The organism is Nocardia puris (genome assembly GCF_036051655.1).
Taxonomy (GTDB): Bacteria; Actinomycetota; Actinomycetes; order Mycobacteriales; family Mycobacteriaceae; genus Nocardia; species Nocardia puris.
Map to the genome: position 1 here is coordinate 1,377,032 of NZ_CP107943.1, position 21,658 is coordinate 1,398,689.

Sequence of the window (21,658 nt, forward strand, 5' to 3'; positions counted from 1 at the left end):
CCAGGCGCCGCCGGTACCATCGGATTCGTGACCGCCTCGCTCGCAGAACTCGAAGCTCGTGTGGCCGCGCTGGAAGCCGAGCGCGCCGACTACCGAGCCGTGCTCGCCGTCGTGAACGCGCTCAGCCAGCAGACCCGAGAGCGGCTGGACCAGGTCGCGGAGAAGGTCGACCAGGCGTCCGAGCGCGCCGACGCGAAACTCGCCGATACGAACGTTCGAGTTCGGTCGATCGAGGAGACCGTTGCCGAGGTCCGTGACCTACTGGTCCGGGTGCTCGACCAACCTCGCTGATTCGGTACGCAACGGGTACGCAATAGCGCCGTTTGCCGCACCGCGCGGCCAACACGACCAACGACAACGCCGCAGGTCAGCCAACGTCACCAATTCCACCCGAAAATGCCCTGACCTGCACATATGCCGAACCTGGTAGTTCGGGACGAAGAGGTCGCAGGTTCAAATCCTGTCACCCCGACTCGTGTGGTTGAGACACGATAAGGCCCCTGACCGGGGATTCCTGGTCAGGGGCTTTTTCTTCGCCCAGCGAAGGCAACTCATGGAAGCCGCCAGAGGGGGCAAATAGGGGGCACACCGCCTACTCGCTGTCCCCCATCGACCGACGAACCGCGTCATGGTCCTCCGTGCGCCGGACGTAGTACTGCATCGTCGTGGTGGCATCCTCGTGGCCGATCACGACCGCCAGCTTGTGCGGGGGCAAGCCGTCGTCGGCCAGCCAGGTTCCGAACATGTCGCGCAAGTCGTGGAACCGGACTCCGCCCGCCTCGTTGCGAGCGACCATCCGCACCGCCTGCTCGTACTTGCCGAACACCTCCGACTCGACTTCGCCGCGGTCGTTCATCCACACCGCCTCGAACTTCTCGCCGACCTCGCCGACCTCGCCGACCTCACCGAGCAGACCAGCCCGCACCAGAGCAGGGCGCCACACCCGCGACCGGAACAACGTCCGCCGCAACGGCCCGCCGACCTCGTTGGTGAAGATGAGCCCTTGTGGCCCCTGCGGATACTGCCGGAGGTAGTCGCGCAGCTCACCGACCAGCCAGGCCGGGATGGGCACCGTCCGCCGACCGGCCCGCGACTTCGGGAACGGCTTGAACTCGGTGTGGCCGGCCACTTCCGTCACCGTGCGGATCACCCGGACCACCCCGGCATCCAGGTCCACGGCATCAGTGCACAGCCCGGCGACCTCGCCCCAGCGCAGACCCGCGAACGCCGCCGTCGCCACGAACACCCGATACCGCTCGGGCTGTACAGCCGGAAGCAGCTGATACCGCACCTCTTCGCGGGTCAGCAGCCGTTCATCGGTATCGCGGATGCGTCGCTTCGGGAGCTTCACACCCTCGGTCGGGTCGGACCCGATGAGCTTGTTCCGGATCGCCGAACGCATCACCCCGGCCATCAGCCGCTTGCACTCCGCGACCGTCGCCCGCGACTTCATTGCCGAAAGCTCGGTCACCCAGGTCTGCACCGACAGGTGGTCGATTTTCCCCAGCTGCCAGTCCGACCACTTCGGGAGCACATGCGTCCGCATGATGGACTCGTCGCGAGCGTTGGTCGTGCGCTCGTGGTTCCAGGACTTCATCCACTCCCGCGCATGATCCCCGAACAGCAGCCGACCCGCGTGCGGCGAGACATAGGCGCCTGAGGACATCGACAATTCGATCTGCGCGAGGAAGGTCGAAGCCTCCTTCTTCGTGCGGAACGTCTTGTGCCGCTTCGCCCCAGAGGGATCACGCCAACCAGCCCGCCACTTGTCCGAGGGCGTGCGCTCAATCCACCCCACCGGTTACACCGCCTCCGACACGTTGTCGGCTTCGGCGAGCCAGGCATGGAAGCTCGCACGCGCGATCACCCACCGCCGCCCGATCCGCTTCGCCGGGATCACGCCGTCCTTCACGAACTGATAGGCATTGCCCCGAGACAGCCCCAGCAGCCGCGCCACCTCATCCACGGTGTACGTCGCCGGTTCCAACTGTCTACCGCCCTTGATGATCTGCACAGCTCCCCCTCTCTACGCGGCCGACTGACCGTCGGTCGATTCCTGCTGTTGCACAATGCTTTCCGAGACGATCACGCCCTCCGATAGGGCGAGTTGGGCGTGCGTGTACTCGGCTCGTCGGCTGATCTTCTGGGCGACCATCGCCATGATCAGATGCTCCCGAGGAGGCACGTTCGGGTCACCGGGCTCGACCGGGCTAATCTGCATCCGGTCGATCTCCGGCTTGGAGATGCCCGCCGCGGCGAGGACCTGGCGGACGTGCTCGGTCCGGTCGGCACGGTGGTCGGCCAGGTCCTTGCCGGTCCACTTCCGCGACACCAGCACCCGACGACCACGCAGACCGAGGGTTTCCCGGCGATGTGCCTTGCCCTTGCAGACACCCGACACGGTCTTCGAGGTCGCACCCTTGGGGATCACGCCGTAGCGGAACCACAGACCGCACGACGGCGAGCACGGAGTCACCGCCAGCTCGGCGTGCAACCGGTCGTAGTGATCGGCCGCCCGCTGAGTCTTCGGCTCGATGACCTCGGCGACCGACTTCGTGAGGTACTTGGTCAAGTAGCCGATATGCCGGTCGGCTTCCGGGGTCCCGGCCAGAATGCCCTTCACGTCGACCTGCTGGCCGAACCGGATCACATGCGCCGGTTGGATGTCGTCCACCGAATCCATCAGGTCGAGCACTTCGGTCCAGGTCGGCACCGGCTCGTTCGTGTCGGGGTCGGTGAACCGGCCAGCGGTGTAGTCCCACTGCGGCAGACGCCCGGACTCGTAGACCTCGTGATCGAAGTGCGGCCACCACACCTGGTGATACGTCGCCGCCGCCAACTGACGGATCAACGCTCGTGAGTCCGAACCCCGGACACCGATGTGGATGTGCGGCGCGCCGCGTCGTTGGGGTTCGACGGTGGCGAAGTACTGCACATCCCGGCCGGTCGCCCGCCGGTAGTTCTGCATGAACCGGTCGAACAGGGCCGAGAAGTGGATGATGTCGCGGGCGGCCTGGGTGTAGTCGTAGGAGTCCGGGTCGACCGGGGCACCGTCCGGACCTACACGGCCATAGGACGGCAGAGTGAGGGTCAGGAACATGGACGGCCGGTACTTGCCCGCGTACTGACGGCCGATCGTGGTCTTGGTGACCTTCTTCCTGGGCAGGTCCGGCTGCTCCTGGCGCCGCCTGGTCGAGCGCTTGCGCACCGGCTTGGCCTCCGGGTCCAGGGGCGGGAACTTGCCACGGATCCCCGAGGCCCGGAGTTCGGCGTCGATCTCCTCGACCACTTCGGCGATAGCCTCCGCTGCTTCGGTGTCGCCGTCGTCGGCGGCCTTGGTGTACTCCTCGGCCAGCGTCACGCGAGTCTTGAGCAGCTGCACCTGCTCGGAGGTGGGGTCGTTCTTCTCGGTCATGGGTTCCTCCTCGATGTGCCAGCCCTCCCGGCACTGCTGGATACGCACCGCCCGAGCCCGCGCCGCACACGCCGGGCACACGCATTCGAGGGTGGATTTGCAGGGGGCAGGGACGTATTTGGTCTGATGGGTGTCGGGGTCAGTGGAGAGCATCGCCAGCGGGCGACGGCACACCTCGTGCTGTTCGGCCGCCGCGGCCGCCAGCTCGACGAGGTTGAGTTGGGCGCGACGGTCGGCGGCGGTCAGACGGGCCGGAGCCCCACCACCATCAGCGGTAGCGGGGCTCGGCTGTTCGGTTACCGGGGCGCTCATGCGACCACCCGGAACGCTGCACCCGGAGTCGGGACGGAAGCGAACTTCACCCGCTCGGTCAACCCGAACAGGCACGCGCACCCACCCGGACGGGTCCACGGCGTTCCCGAGCATGTGGGGCATACCTGCCAGGTCGAGCCCTCGTGCCGGGCCACGCAGTCGGCCGACGCGCAGTCGCGGCCCTCGCACCAGATGCAGACACCGGCGAACGACAGCCGCGCCGGTCGCAGCACCTGCGCCGTTTCCGGCCACAGATCGGCTTCCGACACCCCGACCAGCGCGGCCAGGGCGTAGCGGTGACGCGGGTACGGGGCGCGGCCCTTGGTGATCCACCGCTCGACGGTCTTCGGGTCGACCTCCAGCCGCTCGGCCGCCGATGCCGGGGTCAGCCCGGCCTTCATCAGCGCTTCACGCAAACGAACGTTGGCAGCCATCTCAGATCCCCCAGCCCCGCAGCTCGCGCACACCCGAACTCCGCTTCGGACGCCGCAGCGACAACCGCGACTCCCGAGCTGCCTGAGCCGCCCTGTAACCAGCGGGAGTGACCTGGGTCAGCCCACCGAGGCACCACCCGCACAACCCGATCTGGCCCTCGATCCGCTGGGTGCCATGGCAGTCATCGCACTCCACCCACAACGACTCCGCGTGCAGCGCCACACAGGACGCGTCCTCGCACCACTGCTCACCGCAGTAGTTGCACCACCCCGCGAAGTTGAGACGCGCCGGGCGCAAGCTGACCGCTTCACCAACCGAGTTCAGAACTGCCATCTCTGAGCCTCCCACCTCTGGTTTACCCCCCATAAACTCTGCGACCGAGTGACATCCAGTGTCGGTTGAGGGGGTCTAAACAGAGCGGGTACGCAGGCTGTGGACATGTCGTCAAGGCCTTCTAAACTCAGGACATGGCAATTGCTGATGAGTTCGAGCAGGTCCGGAGCGATCCGGACCCGATCCGCCGTGGTCAACGCGCCACGGACCTCATCACGACCTATCAGCAGCGGGCCACCGAGCTAGCTCGGCTGCGAAAGGAAGCCATCGAAGAAGCTCATCGAAATGGGTTGAGCTACACCGAGATTGCCAACCTCTTGGGTGTCACCAAGGGCCGGATCAGTCAGATTCGCACGACCGCACCGAAGGCCGAACGCGCCTTCTTCGGGGTCGGCCCCGTTGCTATCGCCATCCCCCGCCGGTTCGGCCTCGAGGACGGGCGCGAACGTCCCTACTTCGACGCACACGACCAGGCCACACAGGAAGCTCTCGAGCAAGTACTCGCAGAGCTGGCGATCGTGACGAGCCGAGCAGCCATCGACCCCGACCAGGAAGAAGTACCGACGGGCGATTGCATCATCGTGTGCGGCCCCAAGTCAGCGCCGATCGCTTCCGGCCTGCTTGCCGATGACCCGAACCTTTCGTTCGACCGATCCGAAGAAGGTTGGTCGATCGTGGATGCACGGACCGGACGCCGGCACTTCTCGCCTTTCCGCTTGCCGGACGTCAAGCTCACCGACATTGGCTACTTCTCGCGGCGCACTTCCGGAGGCCGGGTCGTGGTCCACATCGCTGGAATCACCAGCATCGGATCTCTCGGCGTGGCTCACTGGCTGAGCAAGAACCTTGCGACCGTGTACGACCCGGCCTCACGATTCACCAGCGGCATCGTGGAATGCGACTTCGGCGAAGACCTCGCCGTCACAGCGACCCGATTGCTGGTCGGGCCGTACACAACGACCGAGCCATGATCGTTCACTCCGCACTTCTCCCCGCCCAGTCGGGCGAAGACCACATCGTCACCTCAGAGCACGCAGTCATCGTGCTCGACGGCGCCACCGCCCACGCACCCGAGACACCGAAGGCTCGCACCTACGTCGAGACACTGAGCCACGAACTCAGCGACAGGATCGGCCCGGACAACGACCTCCGTGAGGCCCTTGCCGAAGCCATCGAGGCCACCGCCACACAACTCGACCTGACCGCCGGACGCGCACCTTCCAGCACCGTCGCCATAGTGCGCACCCGCCAGAACGTCATTGATCTTCTCGTCCTGGGTGACTCGGCTGTGGTCATCGGCACCCGCGATGGCACACAGCACATTCACACCGACGACCGACTCGACCGCCTCGGCCTGGCCGAAGCTGACCACTACCGCCAGCGGCTCACCACGGGCGCGGGCTACGACGACGAACACCGTCGACTGCTTCAAGACCTCCAGCGTGCAGAGAGCCACCACCGAAATCGGCCGGCCGGATTCTGGATTGCCGAAGCCGATCCCACAGCAGCCGAACACGCTCTCACCGTCAGCTACCCACGAACCGATGTGGCGTGGGCTCTACTGGCAACTGATGGCGCATTCGACGTGCTCCCCGCCGTTGGCCTCGACTGGCAGAGCATCAGCCAGGACGACAGCACTGGGCTCAGCCACCTCCTGCGCCAATGCACCGACTGGGAAGCTACAACCGACCCGAACGGGCTGAGACTGCCACGCGCCAAGCGCCACGACGACAAGGCGATTGCCATCCTTCGGCCCTGACCGTGCGCCCCCCCACTTCACGAGAGTTGTTGCCGAATTTGGCTATATAGGATCAAGAGCGCCTGCGGCGGCGCATACGCGCCGCCGCCGCGCTACGACGCGCAACGCTGGCTGATGAGGCGTCGCCCGCGGCGCGTCGGCACGTCGGCAGCACGTGTGCGCCTTAGCAGAACGATCCGTGATCCACTCTGACCGCCTTCTCTTCCAACCGAACAAGAGCTGGGCACGACGCCAGCCCTACCGGACTTACCTCCCGCAGCAGGGAGCAATCGACCGGCAGCCAGCCCAGTCAACCGGCTGTGCTCCCGTCACGATCCGACTGGCGCGAAGCCCTCATCTGATCATGACGAGTAGAGCAAGCCCAAAGCGCGCAGAGGCACCGCCACTAGACATGGCAAAGATCGACACTGTCAACCCGCGTAGTCGTCTCTGCCTGTAACGTAACGCCACAACAAGCGCCTCCTCCACTAGCTGAGCGCGCTACAGATAAGACACCTAGCACAAATGTGGAGATCCTCATGGATGTGATAGAAGACTTCGTTTCTCGGTACACGAGAGAAATCGACTTCTATCAGAACGTGGCCCAACGAGCTAGCGACCTTCTTGAATCGGAATTGAAGAAGGAGGGTGTTCGATGCACTGTTTCCCGTCGCGCAAAGTCCGTCGACCGCCTCGAAGAGAAATGCCGTAAGCGAAACTCTAAGCGCGACAAACCATACGAATCAGTTCACGAAATCTACGAAGATATCGTAGATTTGGCTGGCGCGCGAGTAGCCCTATACTTCCCGTCAGATATCAAGATCGTAGCGTCCGCGATATATCGCTTATTCGACGTACTGGGGGATCCGAAAAAATTCCCCGAGTCCGGCGGGGAACGACAAGGAAACCCTCGATTTTCGGGGTATGCGGCCACACACTTCAGAGTAATGCTCAAAGAGTCGCGTCTTACCAATTCACACAAGCGGTATGCTGATGCCAAGGTTGAAATTCAGGTGGCATCCGTGTTTATGCACGGCTGGTCAGAAGTGGAACACGATCTCGTCTACAAGCCTCAAGAAGGTGACCTATCCGAGGAGGAATACGCTCTACTCGACCAGCTAAACGGTCTTGCCATCTCAGCGGAAATAGCACTGGAAAGACTCCAGAAGGCGAACGAGCGCCGTGTCGCTGACCTACAGCGAGCCTTCAGGGATCACTACGAGCTGTCGACCTACCTGCTGAGCAAGTTGGGGATTTCCGATCAGACATCCGTAAACGACTCAGGGTTGGGTCGTATGGACCATCTTTTCAACTTCATCACCGCCCTTGCGCTGAATACACCCTTAAGCATCAGCCGGTACGTGGATCTACTGCATGACAAATTCGAAGAACGCCCACTCGCCGACCAGGTAATCGACGCGCTTCTCGCTGAAGATGAGCATAGATACAACCTATACCAGGAAATTCGGCATGGGAATCTCAGCGAGCAGCGTGCACTAAATGAAGCCCTCGGTCGCTTCCTCTCCACATGGGTCGGGCTGGAAAGAATAACCGCACAGCTTATGCAAAACAACGATAGCGGAAGGCGTTACAGAGTCCCCGATGTCGCCATACTTCGAGAACTGCAAATTGTGGACGATCCAACGTACTCAGAGTTGCGCAGTTTGCGCACAATCAGGAATCAGCTAGTGCATGGACGGGTCGTAGGCTACCCACCTTCCGATATTGAACGAGCGACCAATCGCGTAATTGCAATTACCGATGAGGTGGTACGGAATATGCAGCGCATGGGAATGTCTATGACGGACAGCAGAACAGCGAACGCAGACGAAGATTCGGGCGCATAGACCTTCGGGATAGGCCGCAAAACCGCTTGGACTCCATTTCGGGCAGCATATACCGCCCTTCGGGCGGTTGGCCCTGCTATGTGGTGGCCTGCATTGTGTTCCCGCGCCCCTCCAGCCTCAAGAGCGCCGAAGGCGTCCCTCCGGGATGGGCTTCGCCCACTCTTGACCCCGGAGCCTCTACGCGAGAAGGGCAGGCCATAAGGGGCAGGCGCAGCCAGCCCGCCGTCAGGCGCAGGCCACCACCCACCAGGGCCAACCGTGGTCGCCTTTCGGGGGCAAAGAAGGGGCGCAGTCGCTGGCACAGGCTGAAACGCATCGACACTGAACGTCCCGTATTCCCAGCTCAGCGCCACTGAGCCGTACCCACCGGACCAAGGGTTCATCCTTCGGGACGAAGAGGTCGCAGGTTCAAATCCTGTCACCCCGACTCGTGTGGTTGAGACACGATAGAGGCCCTGACCTGCCACTTGGGTCAGGGCCTCAATCTTTGCCCGGAATCCGTGCACAGCTCGCCAGAAGCCCTCAGGGGCCAGTCCGCCTGCGCGGTGGCCCCAACTGCCGCACCCCGTCGCGTCTCTCGGTTCCGAGTCGAATGCGGCCGGTCGGCGCGCTCACCACGACGACACACCGGGTGGGCTATCCAGCCCGCACTCGGCGGACCAGAGCGAGAGCCCCGGCGGTTACGGCAACGATTACGAGCACGAAGCCGTAATCGACCGGGGCATCACTCCTTTCCGGCGATGTTTTCGCCATCCCCCACCATCTCCTCCCTGGGCGCGGTGTCTGGACCAAATGTCCACCGCCCCTCGGCAGGAGGTGAGATCACATTGCGACAACGAATCGCGTCGTCCTATTGCGCGACAACGAATTTCGCGTGTCGCACATGTGGGCTTGTCTGGAACATCCCGAATGGACGCTTGATATCGATGGCCGAATCCTCCGATTGTCCGGCCCGGATTCCCGCACGCGGCAGCCTCGACAACGGAACCAACCGCAGCGGGCGACTGTCCGGACCGGAATCCCGCACACGGCATCCCCGTCAACGGAACCAGTCGCAGTAGGCAATCGACAGAGGGCGACGACCGTCAGCGGCTGGGCGGTTCCGCCGGCATCGGCTCCTCCACCTCCTCGGCGGGCGCGCTCGGGTGGGGCCACCAGATGGCGGCGGCGGTGATCGATACCAGCGCGAGGACGAGGGTCAGCAGGGCGATGAGGGTGGGTGGGTTCATCGGATCCTCCCGGTGGTGACGGAGGGCGCCCGGCGTCAGGTGGGGCCTGCCCGCCCGGTGGCGCAACCGGGCGGAGTGCCGATGAAGGCGCACGGTGTGGTCCCGACGCCGGGGCCGATCATCAGGATGACCCTTCAATGTGACCAGCGGGCGCACACCGTGTTGCGTTGTCCTCGCACGGCGGGACAACCATCGGTGAACTTTCGGACTCCACAGGCTGCAATACGGGGTGCGGCACGACCGCATCGAATCCGGACCGACAGCGCTCGCCGGGCGCCAACCCGTCGGCCCACCCCGCACTCGAGTATCGGAACTCGAACGCGCCTGCGATGATCGAATCGTCGTCCCGGCCTCCGAGCACCGGCGGTGAGCAGACGCTTACTCGCTGTTAACTTACGGGCACACGGCCGAAACGCGAGGTCCATAGCGTATACAGGCATGTCGACACGGGTGGCCACACTGGCCGATGCAGCGGGTAGACCGTTGCGGGACGTGGTGTATACGGCGTTGCGCGACGAGTTGATGAACGGCGACATCAAGTTCGGCGAACGCCTCACCGAGCCGAAACTCTCGGCGCGCTTCGGGATTTCGCGGACCCCCATCCGCGAGGCCCTGACGGTGCTGTGTTCCGACGGCCTGCTCCGCCGCGAGGAATACGGCTTCAGCCCCGTCCGCCCCAGCATTCCACTCGTGCGCGACCTGTACGAATTGCGAATCACGTTGGAGCTGGGCGGTATCCAGCGCGCCATCGACAACCCCGATATCCACCACGATCACGAATTGCTGGCGACCGAGCGCAAGGCGTGGCTGGAATTGCAGGCCGACCCGCCCGCGCAGGAACCGGGATTCGTGGTGCGCGACGAGGAATTCCACGTCACGCTGCTCACCGCGGCGGGCAACGCCGAACTGGTGCGCGCGCTGCAATCGGTGAATTCCCGCATCCGCCACGTGCGCATGTACGACTTCATGGTCAACAACCGCATCGAGACCACCATCACCGAACATCTCGGCATTCTCGACGCCGTTCTGGCCGACGACCTTCAGCTGGCATATCGCCTGCTGCACAAGCACATCGGCGAATCGCTGGACGTGGTGCTGGAACGGGTGACCCGCGCCATCGCCGCGATGTCGCTGGCGACGGATTGAGGAGTACGAAGTGCAGTTCGATACGGTGCTCGTCGCCAATCGCGGCGAGATCGCGGTCCGGGTTCTGCGGTCCGCCAAAGCGCTCGGCCTGAAAACGGTCGCCGTCTATTCCGATGCCGACGCGGCCGCCGCGCACGTCGAATTCGCCGATGCCGCGGTGCGTCTGGGTCCGGCCCCAGCCGCCGAGTCCTACCTGCGCGCCGATCTGGTGATCGAGGCGGCGCTCTCGACCGGCGCGGGCGCGATTCATCCGGGATACGGATTCCTCTCGGAAAACGCGGATTTCGCGACCGCGGCCGCCGACGCGGGGATCGCGTTCGTCGGCCCCACCCCGGACCAGTTGCGCGTCTTCGGTGACAAGCACACCGCCCGTGAGGCCGCGCGCGCCGTGGGCGTGCCGCTGATCCCGGGCAGCGGTCTGCTGGAATCGGCCGACCACGCGGTGGCCGAGGCGGAGCGGATCGGCTACCCGGTGATGCTGAAAGCCGTCGGCGGCGGTGGCGGTATCGGCATGCAGAGCTGCTTCACCGCCGACGAGGTGCGCGCCGCGTTCGAGCGGGTGCAGCGCCTGGCGGCCACCAACTTCTCCTCCACCGGCGTGTTCCTGGAGCGCTTCGTGGCGCGGGCCCGGCACGTGGAGGTGCAGCTGTTCGGCGACGGCGCGGGCCGCGTGGTCAGCCTCGGCACCCGCGACTGCTCGCTGCAACGCCGCAACCAGAAGGTCATCGAGGAGGCGCCCGCACCCGGCCTCGCCGACGAGGTGACCGAACAGCTGCTGCGCACCTCGCGGGAGCTGGCGAAATCGGTCGGCTACCGCTCGGCCGGCACCGTGGAATTCGTCTACGACGTGGATCGGGGCGAGGCCTCGTTCCTCGAGGTCAACACCCGCTTGCAGGTGGAACACCCGGTGACGGAAGCGATCACGGGCGCGGACCTGGTGGAGTGGATGTTGCGGCTGGCCGGCGGCGACGCGTCCATGCTGGACGGCCTGCCCGAATCCGGCCCGGTGAGCAGCGGTTGGGCCGTCGAGGCCCGCGTCTACGCCGAGGACCCCGGCCACGACTACCGGCCCAGCGCCGGGCTGGTCACCGCCGCGGAATTCCCCGCCGACGCGCGCGTGGACACCTGGGTCGCCACCGGCACCGAGGTGAGCCCGTACTACGACCCGCTGCTGGCCAAGGTGATCACCTCCGGCCCCACCCGCGACGCCGCGTTCGCCGGCCTGGCCGACGCGCTGGCCGCCACCACCATCCACGGCGTGCATACCAATACGGCCCAATTGCGTGCCATCGCAACCAATCCCACGGTCGCGGCGGCCGGCCACGTCACCACCACGCTGGCCGACCTCACCATCGCCGACCACCGCGTCGACGTGGAACGCGGCGGCACCATGACCACCATCCAGGACCACCCCGGTCGAATCGGCTTGTGGGAGGTGGGAATTCCGCCGTCGGGCCCGATGGACGACCTCTCGTTCACCCTGGCCAATACGGCCGTCGGCAACCCGGCGGGCGTCCCGGCGCTGGAGTGCACTCTGCAAGGACCGCGCCTGCGGTTCGCGACGGAGACGGTGGTCTGCGTGACCGGCGCCGACGCCCCCGTCACCCTCGACGACGCACCCGTCCCGATGTGGGAGCCGGTCACGGTCCCCGCGGGCTCGGTGCTCGACATCGGCGCGCCCGCCGGCGCGGGCCTGCGCACCTACCTCGCGGTGCGCGGCGGATTCGACGCGCCGCTCTACCACGGCAGCGCGTCCACCTTCACGCTCGGCGGCTTCGGCGGCGTGACAGGCAAGGCGGTCACGGCGGGCGATGTGCTGCACGTGGTCACCGGCCGCGACGATCTGAGCGCACCCGCCGAGGTGCCCGCCGCCGCGCGCCCGGAGTTCACCCACGAGTGGGAGCTCGCCGTCGGCCTCGGCCCGCAGACCTCGCCCGCGTACTTCACCGACGAGGACATGGCCCAGTTCTGCACACACCCTTGGCAAGTCGGCAGTCACGCCAACCGCACCGGCATCCGGCTGGAGGGCCCGAAGCCCACCTGGTCGCGCACCGACGGCGGCGAGGCGGGCCTGCACCCGTCGAACCTGCACGACAATCCTTACAGCGTCGGCACATTGAACGTCTCCGGTGATACGCCGATCCTGCTCGGCCCCGACGGCCCGAGCCTCGGCGGCTTCGCTTGCCCGCTCACCGTGGTGGCCGGGCACCGCTGGAAGCTGGGCCAGGTGCGTCCCGGTGACAGCATCCGCTTCGCGCCGGTGGACGACGAGGAGGCGACGGCCCTGCGCCGCTCCGACGAGCGCCGCGCCAAGGCCGCCGTCCCCAGCGTGTGGACCGATCCGGGCGACCGAGGGGTGCTCGGCTCGGTGGACGCGGGCGCCGACCGCCCGCGCGTGGTGTACCTGCGCGGCGGCGACGACAACATCCTCGTCGAATACGGCGAGATGGTGCTGGATCTGGGTCTGCGCATGCGGGTGCACGCGCTCTCGGAGGCGCTCGCGGCGGCCGGCCTGCCCGGCATCATCGACGTGACGCCGGGCGTGCGCTCGCTGCACATCCACTTCGATCCCGATGTGCTGCCGCAGCATCGGCTGGTCGGTACCCTCGCCGAGCTCGAGACCGAGCTGCCCGCCACGCACGATCTGGTGGTGCCGAGCCGCACCATCCGGCTGCCGCTCTCCTTCGATGACCCGTCCATCGCCGAGGCCATCGACCGCTACCGCAGCGGCGTGCGCGACACCGCGCCGTGGCTGCCGTCCAACACCGAATTCATCCGGCGCATCAACGGTTTGGACAGCGTCGACCAGGTGCGCGACACCGTCTTCGACGCCGAATACCTGGTGCTCGGCCTCGGCGACGTGTATCTCGGTGCGCCGCTGGCGGTTCCGCTCGATCCGCGCCACCGCCTGGTCACCACCAAGTACAACCCGGCGCGCACCTGGACCCCCTCCGACGCGGTGGGCATCGGCGGCAAGTACCTGTGCGTCTACGGCATGGCCTCCCCCGGCGGCTACCAGCTCATCGGGCGCACCGTGCCGATCTGGTCCAGCTACCGCCAGTCCGCGCCGTTCGAATCCGGGACGCCGTGGCTGTTCCGGTTCTTCGATCGCATCGTGTGGGAGCCGGTCACCCCGGAGGAGCTGCTCGACTTCCGCGCGGCCGCCAAGGCGGGCCGTTTCGACGCCGAGGTGAGCGAAGGCACGTTCGCCCTCGCCGACCACCTGCGCCTGCTGGAAGAGAACGCGGAGTCCATCGCCGCGTTCGAAGCCAGGCAGAGCGAGGCGTTCGAGGTGGAGAAGCAGGCGTGGCACGCCTCGGGCGAATTCGACCGCGCCAGTGCCGAACCCGCCGCCCCGGAACCGGTCGAGGATCCGCTCGCGGGTCTGCCCGCCGACGCCACCGTGGTGACCGCGCCGATGATCGGCAACGTCTGGCGGGTGGAGATCGAGGAGGGGCAGCGCCTCGACGCGGGCGCGCCGGTCGCCATCCTCGAGGCCATGAAGTTGGAACTACCGGTGCACAGCCCGGGCGCCGGTACCGTGCTCAGGGTGCTCACCGCGCCCGGCGCCAAAGTGGAACCGGGAACCCCGCTAGCAGTGATCGGAGTCGACTGAATGACCGCAGGCGTCCTGGGTGTCACCCCAGCACAGGATTCGCCCACCGAGCGGGTGGCCGCCGCCTACCGGCGCATCGCCGAGGTGGACCGGCCCGAGGTGTGGATCACGCTGCGCCCCGAGGCCGAGGTCGCCGCCGAGGCCGCCGAGGTGGCGCGCCGGGTGGCCGAGGGCGAGGAGCTGCCGCTGGCCGGCCGGCTCGTCGCGGTCAAGGACAATATCGATGTGGCGGGGCTGCCGACGACGGCCGCGTGTCCCGAGTTCGCCTACACCGCAACGGAAACCGCATCTGCCGTGGAGCGGCTGACGGCGGCGGGCGCGGTGGTGCTCGGCAAGACCAATCTCGACCAGTTCGCGACCGGCCTGGTCGGCACCCGCAGCCCGTACGGCGCGGTGCGCAATGCCGTTGACCCGGAACTGGTTTCGGGTGGTTCGTCGTCGGGGTCGGCGGTGGCCGTCGCACTCGGCGTCGCCGATATCGGCATCGGCACCGACACCGCCGGGTCGGGCCGGGTGCCCGCGGCGCTGAACGGGATCGTCGGAGTCAAGGCCACGCTGGGTGTGATCCCGGCGCACGGTGTGGTGCCCGCCTGCGCCGACTACGACGCCGTCACCGTGTTCGCCGCCGACCTGGACCTGGCGATCCAGGCCGCGGCGGTGATGGCAGGACCGGAATCGCGCGACCCGCGCAGCCGCACCTGGCCGCCGGACGTGGCGCTCGCGGCGCGGCAGCAACCGCGCCTGGGCGTGCCGCGCGAACTCGACCTGGCGCCGCTGAGCGAGGACTATCGCGACGCGTTCGCCAAAACCCTTGCCGCCGTGCGGGAATCCGGGATAGAGACGGTGGAGATCGACATCTCCGGTCTGCTCGGCGCGGCGCTGCTGCTCTACGACGGCGCGATCGTCGCCGAGCGGTACGCGGCGGTCGGCGAGTTCCTGTCCACCGGGCCCGCGGGCGCCGATCCGACGGTGGCGGCGATCATCGGCGCGGCCGCGGGCACCACCGGTCCCGCGTTCGCCGCCGATCTGGACGCGCTCGCCCGCGCCCGCACCGGCGCCGCGCACCTGCTGCGAGACGTGGACGGCCTGCTGCTACCCACCACCACCGAACATCCGAGTATCGCTGCGGTGCAAGAGGATACGGTCGGCATCAACCGCCGCATGGGCACCTACACCAACTTCTGCAACCTGCTCGACATGGTCTCGATCGCCGTTCCCGGCGCACCGACCGCGACGGGCGCGCCCTTCGGCGTGATGGTGGTGACGCCCACGTTCACCGATCAGGTGGCGGTCGATCTGGCGGCCCGCGTGGCCGGGCTCGACCACGCGCCGCTGCTGGTCCGCGACGGTGTGGAGCTGGCGGTCTTCGGCGCGCACCTGCGCGGGCAGCCGCTGCACTGGCAGCTGGAGGAGATCGGCGCACGCTTCGCGGGCGAGATCGAGACCACCGACGCCTACCGCCTGACGGCGCTGGACACGGTGCCGCCGAAGCCCGGATTGGTGCGCCACGGTGCGGGGCAGGGCGCGCCGATCGTCGGCGAGCTGTACACGGTGTCGCGGGCCGGCCTCGGCGGCTTCCTCACCGCGCTGCCCGCGCCGATGGCGCTGACGGCGGTCGAATTGTCCGACGGCCGTTCGGTGATCGGCTTCGCCTGCACCTACGACGCGGCGCTCGCGGCCACCGACATCACCGAATTCGGCGGCTGGAAAGCGTATCTGGGCCGCGCCAACTGAGAACACGCGGAAGGCCCGGCAGTTCCTCCCCAGGTCTGCCGGGCCTTCGCTGTGTCCGCCGGGGGCGCCTCCCCGCGCCGTCCGGCGGAACTCTGGGTGGGCGGGCCGGTCACCCCTCGTGAACCGGCCCGCCCCGTTGTCGGGTGGGATTTTCGGCCGCTGCCCGACGGTTACCTTCGGCAGCGGGCGCACCTGCGTCGCCCGCAGCTCCCGGAAGAGCCTTCGGCGGCGTAGCCGGAGGAGAACCAGCCGGGTCGATCACCCCTCGTGGACCGACCCGGCCGGATTCCGCGACGGGACCTGTCACCCCTCGTTGGACAGGTCACGCCCCGGACTCCCACCCCGGTGGTGGTTGTCGATATCCCCCCTTCCCCCGGGTTACTGGCAGTACGCGAACGTCCCCAGTTCGGTACGGCCGTCCTTGATCAGGTAGCCGGTCGCGGCGAGATCGGTACTCGCCACGACGTTTTCGCCGTCGGGCGCGAGCCACTCGACCTCCTGCACGACCTTGTAGGCGTTGGGGTCGTTGCGCAGGACCTCGACCTTGGTGTCGTCCAGATCGGCGGGCTTGGTGTCGGTGGCCTTGCCCTGCTCCCACTCACCGGCGCTGGAGAGGGTCAGCTGGGCGGCGTCGTAGATGACGGTGCGGTAGCGGACCTGCTGCTTCTCGTCGGGCTGGTAACCGGCCTGGGCGTAGACGATGGGCGCCGCGATCTCGATCTGGATGCGGTTGTCCTTGTGGGTGCAGGTGGCCTGGCCGGTGAGCGCGACGCCCGGCGTGCCGGTGTCGGCGGCGGCGACGCCCGAGCCGAAGACGAGCGCGGAGGCGGTGGCCGAGAGGGCGAGTGCGGTGGTCAGCTTGCCGATCATCTGTCTGGCGTCCTTCGTGGTGTCCGAGCCGGTGTGTTCCGGTGTTGTCACAAACTTTGCGTCGCGCGTCTTGGGGCACCCTTAAAAAGATCTTGCAGGGGAGAAACCGCAGGTAGATGGGGTTGTGCTAACACTTGCCCACGGTGCGAGCGATGATGGAAAAGCCTGCGACTCCCGACGATCGGAGCAACGATGGAAACCGTGGTGGTGTGGATCCTCGCCAGCATCCTGTACTGGTGGGGTCTGCTGTGAGCAATGGCCTGGCCGCATCGCCGGCCAGGCTCCCCAATCCCTGATCGGGCGTCCGCGGCGCGGCACGCGAATGACGAGAACGACTGTGCCCCGGGGCTTTCCACCCCGGGGCACCGTCGCGTTCAGCGCTTGATCAGCGCACGGTCTCGGGAACAGCCTCCTCCGCCTCCGGGAGTTCGGCCTCGTCGTCGCGCTTGCGCAGCAGGACGAGCGAGAGGGCGGCGGCGGCCAGCACCGAGCAGGCGCCCGCCACGAAGGTGACGCCCATACCGGAGGTGAACGCCTCCCGCGCCGCGCCGGTGAGCGCGTCGTCACCGAATGCCAGTGCGTCCGAGATGGATTCGCGCGCCGCGGCGGGCGCGTCGGCGGGCATGGCGCCGGTGTAACCGCTCGCGAGCACGGCCCCCAGGATCGCGACACCCAGCGCCGCGCCCGCCTGCTGGATGGTGTCGTTGAGCGCGGACCCAACGCCCGCGTGTTCGCCCGGCACCGCGCCCATCAGCGCGCCGATCACCGCGGGCATGGCCAGGCCGAAGCCGCCGCCCATCACGGCCATGGCCAGCGCGGGCAGCCAGAAGCCGGAGTCCGGTTGCAGGGTGGCGAGCAGAGCGAACCCGCCCGCGGTCACGGTGAGGCCGGTCGCGACGATCGGCCGGTGCCCGAGGCGCCCGATGAGCTTCGCGCCGATCGCGTTGAAGATCAGCACCGTGACGGCCATCGGCGTGAACGCCAGCGCGGTGCGGGTGGGGCTGTAGTCGAGCACGAATTGCAGGTACTGGGTGAGCACCAGCAGCAGACCGCCGTTGGCGAAGGTCAGCAGGACCAGCGAGAGGCTCGAGCCGGTGAAGACGCGGTTGCCGAACAACTCCAGCGGGACCATCGGCGCGTCGGTGCTCAATTCGCGAATCACGAAGCCCGCCAGGCAGATCACCGCGAGGGTCGCGGCGGTGAGGGTGCCCGGATCGGCGAAGCCGTGCGTGGGAGTCATGATGATGGCCCACACCAGGGCGGTCATGCCGACGATCGAGAGCGCCATGCCCGGCAGGTCGAACCGGCGCCACGGCCCCTTGGACTCGGGCATGAGCGCCAGCGCGGCGATGAGGGCGAACACGACGATGGGCAGATTCAGCACGAAGACCGAACCCCACCAGAAGTGGTCCAGCAGAACGCCGCCGGTGACCGGGCCGCCGACCATGCCGATCACCGCGACCGCGCTCCAGGCCGCGATCGCGCGCGGCCGCTCGTCCTCGTCGAACACGGTGATCAGGATCGACAGCGTGCTCGGCATGACCAGCGCGCCGCCGATGCCCATCGCGCCACGCCCGGCGATCAGCATCTCGGGCGTGGTGGCGAGCGCGGCCAGCACCGACGCCGCCCCGAAGATCACCAGGCCGATGAGCATCACCAGCCTGCGGCCGTACTTGTCGGACAGGCTGCCGGAGGTGAGCAGTAGACCGGCGAACACCAGGATGTAGGAGTCGATGATCCACTGGATGTCCTGAGCGCTCGCGCCCAGATCGGTGGCGATCTGCGGAATCGCCACGTTGAGCACCATGTTGTCGATCACCAGCACCAACGTGCTCAGGCACAGCACGATCAGGATCAGCCAGCGCCGCGGATCGCGCGGTTCGGTCGTGTTCATGGAAAGCCTTTCCGGAGAGCTCGTCCGCACACTGTGCGGTTGTCGAACACTGTACTGTCCGCCGAACAGCGTTCGCAATAACGAACGACGTACGGGCCCCGATGAGGTGCGGCTAGGCTGGCCGCAAGGAACAGAAGGAGGGCGGATGGCAGTCGAAGACGCGGCGTTCGGGTCGGTATGGGCGCGCCCGCAGCGGCGCAGGCGCGACCAGCCCGCGCTGAGTCGCGAGCAGATCGTGGCCGCGGCCATCGACCTGCTGTCCAGCGAGGGCATCGACGCGCTGAGCATGCGCAAACTGGGCGCCAAGCTCAACGCGGGCGCGACCTCGCTCTACACCCACGTGGCCAACAAGGAGGAGATCATCGAGCTGGTCGCCGATCAGGTGATCGGCGAGCTCGCGGTGCCCGATCCGGCGGATCCGCGCGGCTGGCGCGGCGCGCTGCTCGGCTTCGCCACCGAACTGCGCGCGCTGATCCTGCGCCACCCGTGGATGAGCTCGGTGTTCGGTGAGATCGGCACGCTCTACCTCGGCCCGAACATGATGCGCAGCTGCGAGGGCGTGCTCTCCGTCCTGCATTCGGCCGGTTTCGACGAGCGCCGGGCCGACAACGCCATGAACGTGCTGATGGCCTACGTCATCGGCATCACCTCGGCCGAGGCGGCCTCGGTGGCGATCGTGCGCCGCAGCGGCATGAGCATGGCGGCCTGGATCGGCAAGATGCTCGTCGCCGGCGAGTCCGCCGCCCGGCCGTTCCCGCACCTGCACCGGCGTTACGTGACCAAACGGGGCGACGGGGCGACGGTGCCGCTGGCCGGGGACGCCTTCGTGGAACAGGTCGAGATGATTCTCGACGGCATCGACCCCGGGGTCGGCGGCTCTCGCGCGTGACGGCTGGGCGCGGGAATCCTTGTCGCACAGCGACGGAAAGGGCGCGCGATCTCCGAGAGATCACGCGCCCTTCGCGCTGACAGCGGGAGCAGAAGGGTTTACGAGGCGCCGTTGCCGTTCAGACCGGCGCGCACACCTTCCTCCACGCGCTTGCCGAGATCGGCGTCGACGTTCTTCCAGTACTCGAACACCCGGGAGAGCACCGGCTCGCGCACGCCGGCCAGCACGTGCCCGACGATATTGTCCACCAGGCGATCCCGCTGTTCATCGTTGAGCACCTCGCGCACCAGGGTGCCCGCCTGGGTGAAGTCGCCGTCCTCGGCGTGCTGGATGTAGCCCGCGCGCAGCATGGTCGGATCGAACTCCCAGGCGCCGGGGTCGGGCGCGAGCGCCGGGTCGGCGTGCGGCCCGCCGTACGAATTCGGCGCGTACACCGGCACATCCGCGTCGTTGAAGAAGTACCTCATGGCGCCCTCCTTGGAGTAGGAGTTCACCTCGGCGGCGCGCGGCTGGTTCGGCGGCAGCTGCGCGTAGTTGGTGCCGATGCGGTAGCGGTGCGCGTCGGCGTAGGAGAACACGCGGCCCAGCAGCATCTTGTCGGGCGAGAAAGCGATGCCGGGCACCACGTTCGACGGTTCGAACGCGGCCTGCTCGATATCGACGAAGTAGTTGCGCGGGTTGCGGTTCAAGGTCCACTTGCCGACCTCGATGAGCGGGTAGTCCTTGTGCGACCACACCTTGGTCAGGTCGAACGGGTTGAACCGGTAGCCCTCGGCCTCGGCGACCGGCATCACCTGCACGTGCAGGGTCCAGCTCGGGTACTCGCCGCGCTCGATGGCGTCCCACAGATCCTGGCGGTGGTAGTCGGGATCGGTGCCGGCCAGGCGATCGGCCTCGGCCTGGGTGAGGAAGTCGACGCCCTGGTCGGTCTTGAAGTGGTACTTGACCCAGAACCGCTCACCGGCGGCGTTGATCCACTGGTAGGTGTGCGAGCCGTAGCCGTTCATGTGCCGGTAGGTCTTCGGGATGCCGCGATCGCCCATCAGCCAGGTCACCTGGTGCGCGGTCTCCGGGCGCAGCGTCCAGAAGTCCCACTGCATGTTGTGGTCGCGAAGTCCGTTGCCCGGCAAGCGCTTCTGCGAGCGGATGAAGTCGGGGAACTTGATCGGGTCCTTGATGAAGAAGATCGGGGTGTTATTGCCGACCAGGTCGTAGTTGCCGTCCTCGGTGTAGAACTTCACCGCGAAACCGCGCGGATCGCGCCAGGTGTCGGGGCTGCCCTGCTCGCCGGCGACGGTGGAGAACCGCACCAGCGATTCGGTGCGGGCGCCGGGCTGGAACAGCTTGGCGCTGGTGTAGCGGCTGACGTCGCCCGTGACGACCAGTTCGCCGTAGGCGCCCGCGCCCTTGGCGTGCACGATGCGCTCGGGCACGCGCTCCCGGTTGAACTGGGCCAGCTTCTCGATCAGGTAGTGATCGTGCAGCAGGATCGGGCCTTGGATGCCCGCGGTGAGCGACTCGTCGTCGCTGGATACGGCGGTGCCGGTGTTGGTGGTGGTCGGCTTGGTCATCTCGAAGCCTCCTTAACGGTGGGACCCAGGAAAATGGGCTGACCCGGGGGTGTCAGGGTGTGCGGTCCGTGCGCCGCTCGGCGCGGCACGCCGGGCACAGGCCCCAGAACACGACCTCTGCCTCGTCGATCTCGAACCCGTGATCCTCGCCGGGTTCCAGACACGGAGCACTTCCGACGACACAGTCGACGTCGACGACCGTGTCGCAGTTGCGGCACACCAGGTGGTGGTGGTTGTCCCCGATCCGCGTCTCGTAGAGCGCGGGTGAGCCCGCGGGCTCGATGCGGCGCAGGATTCCGGCGTTCACGCAGGCGCGCAGCACGTCGTAGACGGCCTGCGTGGACACCGAACCCAGATTCGCCCGGACCGTGGCTGCCACTCGGTCGGCGTCCGAGTGCGGCCGGGCCGCCACCGCATCGAGCACCGCGACCCGCGGGGCGGTAACCCGCAGGCCTGCTGCCCGCAACCACTCGCGGGGGTCAGCACCTCTGGTGTGCATGGGTCCCATGGTTGCTCTTTTTCTGGAATTAGTCAAGAAAAGGAGGCGGGAGTGTTGCGGGATGTGGTGATGTGATGACGGTCACTGTATCGACACCCCACGGTAGCCCGTGCGAACCCACACCGGGTGG

The 21,658-nt window shown here is 67.2% G+C and carries 17 protein-coding genes; 8 read left to right on the forward strand and 9 right to left on the reverse strand.

Going from position 1 to position 21,658, the window contains the following annotated elements; translation table 11 throughout:
• The first annotated feature begins 27 nt into the window (after nt 1-27).
• Complete coding sequence (locus OHB21_RS06060; RefSeq protein WP_324196566.1) at nt 28-291, forward strand: hypothetical protein; 264 nt, start codon at nt 28-30, stop codon at nt 289-291.
• 301 nt (nt 292-592) lie between these two features.
• On the opposite strand, the gene OHB21_RS06065 is transcribed toward OHB21_RS06060, so the two are convergent.
• The 4 genes from OHB21_RS06065 to OHB21_RS06080 are packed head-to-tail and all read right to left on the reverse strand — an operon-like array spanning nt 593 to nt 4,161.
• A complete protein-coding gene (locus OHB21_RS06065) occupies nt 593-1,798 on the reverse strand; it encodes a tyrosine-type recombinase/integrase (protein WP_195126169.1) in 1,206 nt (401 codons plus the stop codon).
• Between the two features lie 3 nt (nt 1,799-1,801).
• Nucleotides 1,802-2,014, reverse strand: coding sequence for a helix-turn-helix domain-containing protein (locus OHB21_RS06070; RefSeq protein WP_324192187.1), 213 nt, complete (start codon nt 2,012-2,014; stop codon nt 1,802-1,804).
• 12 nt (nt 2,015-2,026) lie between these two features.
• Nucleotides 2,027-3,727 (reverse strand): helitron helicase-like domain-containing protein, encoded by a 1,701-nt coding sequence (locus tag OHB21_RS06075; protein ID WP_228791685.1) that lies wholly within the window; start codon nt 3,725-3,727, stop codon nt 2,027-2,029.
• On the reverse strand, nt 3,724-4,161 hold the full coding sequence (locus tag OHB21_RS06080; protein ID WP_195126168.1) for a helix-turn-helix domain-containing protein: 438 nt from the start codon (nt 4,159-4,161) through the stop codon (nt 3,724-3,726). The genes OHB21_RS06075 and OHB21_RS06080 overlap by 4 nt, the downstream gene beginning before the upstream one ends.
• Before the next feature lie 468 nt (nt 4,162-4,629).
• Here OHB21_RS06080 and OHB21_RS06085 point away from each other — a divergent pair, with 468 nt between their 5' ends.
• The 3 genes from OHB21_RS06085 (at nt 4,630) to OHB21_RS06095 (ending at nt 8,080) form a co-directional block, all read left to right on the forward strand.
• Nucleotides 4,630-5,466 (forward strand): sigma-70 family RNA polymerase sigma factor, encoded by an 837-nt coding sequence (locus tag OHB21_RS06085; protein WP_195142328.1) that lies wholly within the window; start codon nt 4,630-4,632, stop codon nt 5,464-5,466.
• Nucleotides 5,463-6,254: a protein phosphatase 2C domain-containing protein gene (locus OHB21_RS06090; RefSeq protein WP_195142327.1), complete on the forward strand. Its 792-nt coding sequence runs from the start codon at nt 5,463-5,465 to the stop codon at nt 6,252-6,254. Before OHB21_RS06085 ends, OHB21_RS06090 begins: the two co-directional genes overlap by 4 nt.
• 518 nt (nt 6,255-6,772) lie before the next feature.
• A complete protein-coding gene (locus OHB21_RS06095) occupies nt 6,773-8,080 on the forward strand; it encodes a GTP pyrophosphokinase (RefSeq protein WP_195126165.1) in 1,308 nt (435 codons plus the stop codon).
• Between the two features lie 1,085 nt (nt 8,081-9,165).
• Here the strand turns inward: OHB21_RS06095 and OHB21_RS06100 are convergent.
• A complete protein-coding gene (locus OHB21_RS06100) occupies nt 9,166-9,309 on the reverse strand; it encodes a hypothetical protein (RefSeq protein WP_157115821.1) in 144 nt (47 codons plus the stop codon).
• A gap of 438 nt (nt 9,310-9,747) precedes the next feature.
• Here OHB21_RS06100 and OHB21_RS06105 point away from each other — a divergent pair, with 438 nt between their 5' ends.
• From OHB21_RS06105 to atzF, 3 genes are read left to right on the forward strand one after another with little or no spacing between them, the layout of a single operon-like run.
• Entirely contained in the window at nt 9,748-10,455 is a 708-nt protein-coding gene (locus OHB21_RS06105) for a GntR family transcriptional regulator (RefSeq protein ID WP_067507702.1), read from the forward strand.
• A gap of 10 nt (nt 10,456-10,465) precedes the next feature.
• Nucleotides 10,466-14,071 carry an urea carboxylase gene (uca, locus tag OHB21_RS06110; protein ID WP_067507703.1) on the forward strand — a complete coding sequence of 1,202 codons (3,606 nt, stop codon included), beginning with the start codon at nt 10,466-10,468 and terminating at the stop codon, nt 14,069-14,071.
• Nucleotides 14,072-15,805: an allophanate hydrolase gene (gene atzF / locus OHB21_RS06115; protein WP_195126164.1), complete on the forward strand. Its 1,734-nt coding sequence runs from the start codon at nt 14,072-14,074 to the stop codon at nt 15,803-15,805.
• Between the two features lie 378 nt (nt 15,806-16,183).
• On the opposite strand, the gene OHB21_RS06120 is transcribed toward atzF, so the two are convergent.
• Together OHB21_RS06120 and OHB21_RS06125 are read right to left on the reverse strand one after the other, a co-directional pair.
• Entirely contained in the window at nt 16,184-16,675 is a 492-nt protein-coding gene (locus OHB21_RS06120) for a hypothetical protein (protein WP_195126163.1), read from the reverse strand.
• Between the two features lie 385 nt (nt 16,676-17,060).
• A complete protein-coding gene (locus OHB21_RS06125; protein ID WP_195126162.1) occupies nt 17,061-18,569 on the reverse strand; it encodes an MFS transporter in 1,509 nt (502 codons plus the stop codon).
• A 145-nt stretch (nt 18,570-18,714) separates the two neighbouring features.
• Here OHB21_RS06125 and OHB21_RS06130 point away from each other — a divergent pair, with 145 nt between their 5' ends.
• The gene (locus tag OHB21_RS06130) at nt 18,715-19,458 is read left to right on the forward strand and encodes a TetR/AcrR family transcriptional regulator (protein WP_067507712.1); all 744 of its coding nucleotides are present in this window, start codon (nt 18,715-18,717) and stop codon (nt 19,456-19,458) included.
• A 98-nt stretch (nt 19,459-19,556) separates the two neighbouring features.
• Here OHB21_RS06130 and OHB21_RS06135 read toward each other — a convergent pair whose 3' ends face one another.
• Nucleotides 19,557-21,029, reverse strand: a complete 1,473-nt coding sequence (locus OHB21_RS06135; RefSeq protein ID WP_067507715.1) for a catalase — start codon at nt 21,027-21,029, stop codon at nt 19,557-19,559.
• A gap of 52 nt (nt 21,030-21,081) precedes the next feature.
• Nucleotides 21,082-21,528 (reverse strand): Fur family transcriptional regulator, encoded by a 447-nt coding sequence (locus OHB21_RS06140; RefSeq protein WP_067507717.1) that lies wholly within the window; start codon nt 21,526-21,528, stop codon nt 21,082-21,084.
• Between the last annotated feature and the right edge of the window lie 130 nt (nt 21,529-21,658).

Coding starts and splice junctions, on each gene's coding strand:
- OHB21_RS06080 (WP_195126168.1), bottom strand. CDS start 4,161: ATGGCTGCCAACGTTCGTTTGCGTGAAGCGCTGATGAAGGCCGGGCTG.
- OHB21_RS06100 (WP_157115821.1), bottom strand. CDS start 9,309: ATGAACCCACCCACCCTCATCGCCCTGCTGACCCTCGTCCTCGCGCTG.
- OHB21_RS06095 (WP_195126165.1), top strand. CDS start 6,773: ATGGATGTGATAGAAGACTTCGTTTCTCGGTACACGAGAGAAATCGAC.
- OHB21_RS06135 (WP_067507715.1), bottom strand. CDS start 21,029: ATGACCAAGCCGACCACCACCAACACCGGCACCGCCGTATCCAGCGAC.
- OHB21_RS06090 (WP_195142327.1), top strand. CDS start 5,463: ATGATCGTTCACTCCGCACTTCTCCCCGCCCAGTCGGGCGAAGACCAC.
- OHB21_RS06120 (WP_195126163.1), bottom strand. CDS start 16,675: ATGATCGGCAAGCTGACCACCGCACTCGCCCTCTCGGCCACCGCCTCC.
- atzF (WP_195126164.1), top strand. CDS start 14,072: ATGACCGCAGGCGTCCTGGGTGTCACCCCAGCACAGGATTCGCCCACC.
- OHB21_RS06140 (WP_067507717.1), bottom strand. CDS start 21,528: ATGCACACCAGAGGTGCTGACCCCCGCGAGTGGTTGCGGGCAGCAGGC.
- OHB21_RS06130 (WP_067507712.1), top strand. CDS start 18,715: ATGGCAGTCGAAGACGCGGCGTTCGGGTCGGTATGGGCGCGCCCGCAG.
- OHB21_RS06125 (WP_195126162.1), bottom strand. CDS start 18,569: ATGAACACGACCGAACCGCGCGATCCGCGGCGCTGGCTGATCCTGATC.
- OHB21_RS06085 (WP_195142328.1), top strand. CDS start 4,630: ATGGCAATTGCTGATGAGTTCGAGCAGGTCCGGAGCGATCCGGACCCG.
- OHB21_RS06105 (WP_067507702.1), top strand. CDS start 9,748: ATGTCGACACGGGTGGCCACACTGGCCGATGCAGCGGGTAGACCGTTG.
- OHB21_RS06075 (WP_228791685.1), bottom strand. CDS start 3,727: ATGAGCGCCCCGGTAACCGAACAGCCGAGCCCCGCTACCGCTGATGGT.